Source organism: Mesorhizobium sp. M7A.F.Ca.CA.002.04.1.1, from assembly GCF_004022805.1.
Lineage (GTDB): Bacteria > Pseudomonadota > Alphaproteobacteria > Rhizobiales > Rhizobiaceae > Mesorhizobium > Mesorhizobium ciceri.
Map to the genome: position 1 here is coordinate 1 of NZ_RZPL01000379.1, position 5,348 is coordinate 5,348.

At 63.0% G+C, this 5,348-nt stretch carries 4 protein-coding genes; 3 read left to right on the forward strand and 1 reads right to left on the reverse strand.

Annotated elements, in window-relative coordinates; translation table 11 throughout:
• Positions 1-539: L,D-transpeptidase (locus tag ENZ75_RS19495; protein WP_164887872.1), on the forward strand; the 539-nt coding region annotated here is incomplete at its 5' end.
• A 32-nt stretch (positions 540-571) separates the two neighbouring features.
• Here ENZ75_RS19495 and ENZ75_RS19500 read toward each other — a convergent pair.
• Complete coding sequence (locus tag ENZ75_RS19500; RefSeq protein WP_128278252.1) at positions 572-2,119, reverse strand: helicase HerA-like C-terminal domain-containing protein; 1,548 nt, start codon at positions 2,117-2,119, stop codon at positions 572-574.
• Between the two features lie 329 nt (positions 2,120-2,448).
• Between ENZ75_RS19500 and ENZ75_RS19505 the strand changes: the two genes are divergently transcribed.
• Both ENZ75_RS19505 and scpA read left to right on the forward strand, forming a co-directional pair.
• Entirely contained in the window at positions 2,449-3,891 is a 1,443-nt protein-coding gene (locus ENZ75_RS19505) for a methylmalonyl-CoA mutase subunit beta (RefSeq protein ID WP_013532672.1), read from the forward strand.
• A partial coding sequence (gene scpA, locus ENZ75_RS19510) for a methylmalonyl-CoA mutase (protein WP_128278253.1) occupies positions 3,888-5,348 on the forward strand: 1,461 nt, incomplete at its 3' end. The genes ENZ75_RS19505 and scpA, both read left to right, overlap by 4 nt.

A 5,348-nucleotide genomic window follows, 5' to 3' on the forward strand; every position in this document is an offset into this window, starting at 1 on the left:
CCATAGTCGTCGATACGACCGGCCACTTCCTTTATCTGGTTCGTCCAGGCGGTCAGGCGATACGCTACGGTGTCGGCCTTGGCCGCGCCGGCTTCGAATGGTCCGGCGACGCCGTCGTTCAGTGGAAGCAGAAATGGCCAAAATGGACGCCGCCGGACGAAATGATAGCCCGCCAGCCGGAACTGAAACCCTACAGCGCCGACAATGGCGGCATGCCCGGCGGCCTGAAGAATCCGCTCGGTGCACGCGCGCTCTATCTGTTCCAGGGCAATGTCGACACGCTCTACCGTCTGCACGGCTCGCCGGAGTGGCGCTCGATCGGCAAGTCGGTGTCGTCAGGCTGCGTGCGTCTGATGAACCAGGACATTATCGACCTCTATGATCGCGTGCCCTCGAAGACGCCGGTCATCGTGACCAGCGACGCCAGCCAACCCATGGTGGCGACGGCCAACCGACAGGCGATCCCGATCGATGCCGGCGTGCCGGACGGTTCGGTGCTGCTTGGACCGGTCAAGGCGATCACGAATTCGATTTTCTGAGCTGACTAGGCAGCGGCGCCCGCTGCCTCCAGTCACCGCCCGCGCGACAAGCTCCCCAGAATGCCGCGCACGATTGCCCGACCGACCGAGGAGCCGACCGAGCGCACCACCGACTTGATCGCCGCCTCTGCGACCGTCTGGCGGTTGGACGGGCGCGGTGCAGATGTGCGCCTGCCACCGGATTGCGGCGCGGGATCGTCATTGCCGAAGCCCGGAATGGTCCAGCGCGAGCCGCCGCTGCCGGCCTGCTGGGCCTGCTCTTCGGCATCCTGCGCGTCCTTGGCCTTTTTCTGCAGCATTTCGAAAGCCGATTCGCGATCGACGGCCTGATCGTACTGGCCGGCGACCGGGCTTTCCTGGATCAGCTTTTGCCGCTCAGCGGCCGTTATGGGCCCAAGCCGCGAGGATGGCGGGCGGATCAGTGTCCGCTGCACCATGGACGGAACACCCTTGGCTTCCAACGTCGAGACCAGCGCCTCGCCAGTGGCAAGCTGTGTAATGGCGGTCATGCAGTCGAAATCGGGATTTTGCCGGAACGTTTCGGCCGCCGTCCGGACTGCCTGCTGCTCGCGCGGTGTATAGGCGCGCAGCGCGTGCTGGACGCGATTGCCGAGCTGGGCCAGGACTTTTTCAGGGATATCCAAAGGGTTCTGGGTGACGAAATAGACGCCGACGCCTTTCGAGCGGATCAGTCGGACGACCTGTTCGACGCGATCGATGAGCACCTTGGGTGCTTCGTCGAACAGAAGATGGGCCTCGTCGAAGAAGAACACCAGCTTCGGCTTGTCGGGGTCGCCGACTTCCGGCAGCACCTCGAACAGCTCCGACATCAGCCATAGCAGGAAGGTCGCGTAGAGCCGCGGATTCATCATCAGCTTGTCGGCGGCAAGCACGCTGATGGCGCCGCGTCCGTCGCGGGTGGTGCGCATGATATCGGCGATACGCAGTGCCGGTTCGCCGAAGAAGTTTGCGGCCCCCTGCTGTTCGAGGACCAGCAGCGTGCGCTGGATAGCCCCGACCGATGGCTTCGTCACGTTGCCATAGCGCGAGCCGATCTCGTCGGCGCGCTCGGCGATGTTGGCGAGCAGCGCCTGCAGATCCTTCATGTCGAGCAGCAGCAAGCCTTCCTCGTCCGCCAGGCGGAAGGCGATGTTCATGATGCCTTCCTGCGCCTCGGTCAGGTTCATCAGGCGCGACAGCAACAACGGCCCCATTTCCGAGACCGTGGCGCGGATCGGATGACCCTGCTCGCCGAACAAGTCCCAGAAGATAACGGGAAATTCCTGGAAGTCATACGGATCGAGCTTGACCTGTTCGGCCCGCTTGACGAGGAAATCCTGTGCCGTGCCCATCATCGCGATGCCCGACAGATCACCCTTGATGTCCGCGCAGAACACCGGCACGCCGGCGTTGGAAAATCCTTCGGCCAGGATCTGCAAGGTGACGGTCTTGCCGGTGCCGGTGGCGCCGGTCACCAGGCCGTGACGATTCCCATATCGCAGCAACAACTGCTCGGCACGCTGATAGCTGTCGTCGGGCTTTCGGCTGGCGCCGATGAAAATACTGGTCTCGTCAGCCATATGTCCGGTCTCCGCAAACTGATGTGTCTAAAGCCAGTGGCCTTGCCGCAGGTATAGTGAGGCCATTGCACAGCGACAATGCCATTCGTCCAAATCGGGGCCATTCGTCCAAATCCGGGCCATTCGCCCAAATCGGCCCCATTCGTTCAGATCGGGTTTTTGGAGCTTGCGGATTTTGCCGCTGTTTGGCAATCGTCGTCCACGCGGACTGACCTATATCTGATGGATCGAATCCGGTCTCTGAAAGCGCATTGCATTGCGATATCGGACCGGGGACCGTAGACTGAACCGCTCCCGGCTGGTGCGGCCGCATGAAACGAGGAGGACGGATGGGCGCCGGAGCCTTGATCCAGGACGTGGAACCCGAGAACGCCGAGCGTCAGCGATGGCTCGCCTTGGCGGAAAAGGCATTGGCAGGCGCTTCCTTCGAGGAAAAGCTGGTCTCGCACAGCGATGACAACATCCGTATCGAACCGCTCTACGACCGCAGCACCGCGGCGGAACCGATCGTGCGTACAAACCCGAAATCGCCATGGATCGTCAGCCAGCGCATCGACGATCCGGACATCGACCGTGCCAGAAGCCAAGCGCTGGAGGATGTTGCACAGGGTGCCACGGGATTGTCGCTGGTCTTCGAAGGGGCGCCCAACGCGTTCGGCTACGGCTTGCCGAGAACGGCGGAGGCGCTGGAGGCGGTGCTGGACGGCATACCGCTCAACCGCATCCAGGTTCGCATCGACGCCCATCCCTGGAGCCGCGCCGTGGCCGACTGGCTGGTCGCGTTCCTGAGCAAGCGGCGATCGGACCCGGCAAAGCTCAACCTCTCCTTCGGCATCGATCCAGCGGCGATCTTCGCGGGAACCGGTCGGCTGCGCATGTCGATCGAGGCGCTGCAGGCCTCTATGCCACAGTCGCTGGCGCACTTCTTCGCGATGGGCGTTCCGGGCGTGCTGCTGGAAGCTGACGGGCGCGTGTTCCACAATGCCGGCGCCACGGAAGCGCAGGAACTTGGCATCATGCTGGCTTCGGCTGTCTCCTATCTCAGAATGTTCGAGACGGCGCGGCAGCCGCTTGTCTATGCCGCACCCCATATCGGTTTTGCGCTCAGCGTCGACCAGGACCAGTTGCTGTCGACGGCCAAGATGCGAGCACTGCGCAGGCTATGGGCGCGGGTGCAGGAGGCTTGTTCGATCCCGACATCCACCGCCAATATCCATGCCGAGACGTCGTTTCGCATGATGACGGCGATGGATCCGGAGACCAACATCCTGCGCACCACCATTGCATGCTTTGCCGCGGCGTGCGGCGGCGCCGATTCGATCTCCATCCTGCCGCACACGATCGCGCATGGTCTGCCGGCGGGTTTTGCCCGTCGTGTTGCCCGCAACACGCAGCTGATCATGGCCAATGAAAGCCATATCGATCATGTCACCGATCCCGCCTATGGTTCCGGCGCCGTCGAGGCGTTGACCGCGGAGTTGTGCGAGTTGGCGTGGACGGAATTGCAGACGATCGAAGCCGAGGGCGGTGTCCTGTCCAGCCTTCAGGACGGACGCATCCAGAAGCGCGTCCACGCAGCTGCGGAGCAGCGCAATGCAGCCTACCGCACAGGCCAACGGGCCATCATCGGCACCACGCTCTATCCATCGAAAGACGAACGTCCGGTCGAGACGCTGGCGGCGGAACGGCGGCCGGCCTTCACCGAAGGCGTTGCCGTCTGCGAGGCGCTGTTTCCAGTCCGCATCGACCAATCGATCGGAGCCGGCTCTTGATCCCGGACTTCGGCCAGATCGGCTGGGTCCCGCCACGCCGCGCTCCCGTCGAGGTCAAAGGCCAGCGGACCACGCCGGAAGGGCTCGTCGCCAAGCATCTGTACAATCAAAGCGACCTCAAGGGGTTGCCGCATCTCGACACCTATCCCGGCCTGCCGCCCTTCGTGCGCGGCCCCTACCCGACCATGTATGTCCAGCAGCCCTGGACCATCCGGCAATATGCCGGCTTCTCGACGGCCGAAGAATCCAATGCATTTTACCGACGCAACCTTGCCGCCGGCCAGAAGGGCCTGTCGGTCGCCTTCGATCTCGCCACGCATCGCGGCTATGACAGCGATCATCCGCGCGTTGCCGGCGATGTCGGCATGGCTGGCGTCGCCATCGATTCCATTCTCGACATGCGGCAGCTCTTCGACGGCATTCCGCTCGGCGAGATGACGGTATCGATGACGATGAACGGCGCGGTGCTGCCGATCATGGCGCTCTACATTGTCGCGGCGGAAGAACAGGGCGTTGCGCAGAAAGATCTCGCCGGCACCATTCAGAACGACATTCTGAAAGAGTTCATGGTCCGCAACACCTACATCTATCCGCCGAAACCCTCGATGCGGATCGTGTCGGACATCTTCTCGTACACATCGAAGAACATGCCGAAGTTCAATTCGATATCGATCTCCGGCTATCACATGCAGGAGGCCGGCGCGACGGCCGACCTTGAACTCGCCTATACGATCGCCGATGGCATCGAGTATGCCCGCGCCGGCGTCGCGGCGGGCCTCGACATTGACCGCTTTGCGCCGCGCCTGTCCTTCTTCTGGGCCATCGGCATGAATTTCTTCATGGAAGTCGCCAAGCTGCGGGCCGCGCGCCTGTTGTGGGCGACCCTGATGCAGAAGAATTTTTCGCCCAAGGACGAGCGCTCGTTGTCGCTGCGCACCCATTGCCAGACTTCTGGCTGGTCGCTGACGGCGCAGGATCCCTACAACAACATTGTCCGCACCATGATCGAGGCAATGGCTGCAACGCAGGGCCACACCCAATCGCTGCACACCAATTCCTTCGACGAGGCGATGGCGCTGCCGACCGACCATTCGGCGCGGATCGCCCGCAACACCCAGCTCATCCTGCAAAAGGAATCCGGCACCACGCGCATCATCGACCCGTGGGGCGGTTCGGCCTATCTTGAACGGCTGACGCATGATCTGGCGGCGCGCGCGCTTGCTCATATCGAGGAGGTCGAGGCGCTCGGCGGCATGGCGGCGGCGACCGAACAGGGCATTCCCAAGCTGCGCATCGAGGAAGCTGCCGCGCGCACGCAGGCGCGGATCGATTCCGGCGAGCAGATGCTGGTCGGCGTCAACGCCCATCGGCCCGAGACCGACATCGAGGTCGACGTGCTGAAGATCGACAATGCCGAGGTCAGGGCCCGGCAATTGTCGAAGCTGCAACGGCTGAAG

What these genes read in the sequence shown, in the direction of transcription:
- ENZ75_RS19505 (WP_013532672.1), top strand. Translation starts at nt 2,449, where the DNA reads ATGGGCGCCGGAGCCTTGATCCAGGACGTGGAACCCGAGAACGCCGAG.
- ENZ75_RS19500 (WP_128278252.1), bottom strand. Translation starts at nt 2,119, where the DNA reads ATGGCTGACGAGACCAGTATTTTCATCGGCGCCAGCCGAAAGCCCGAC.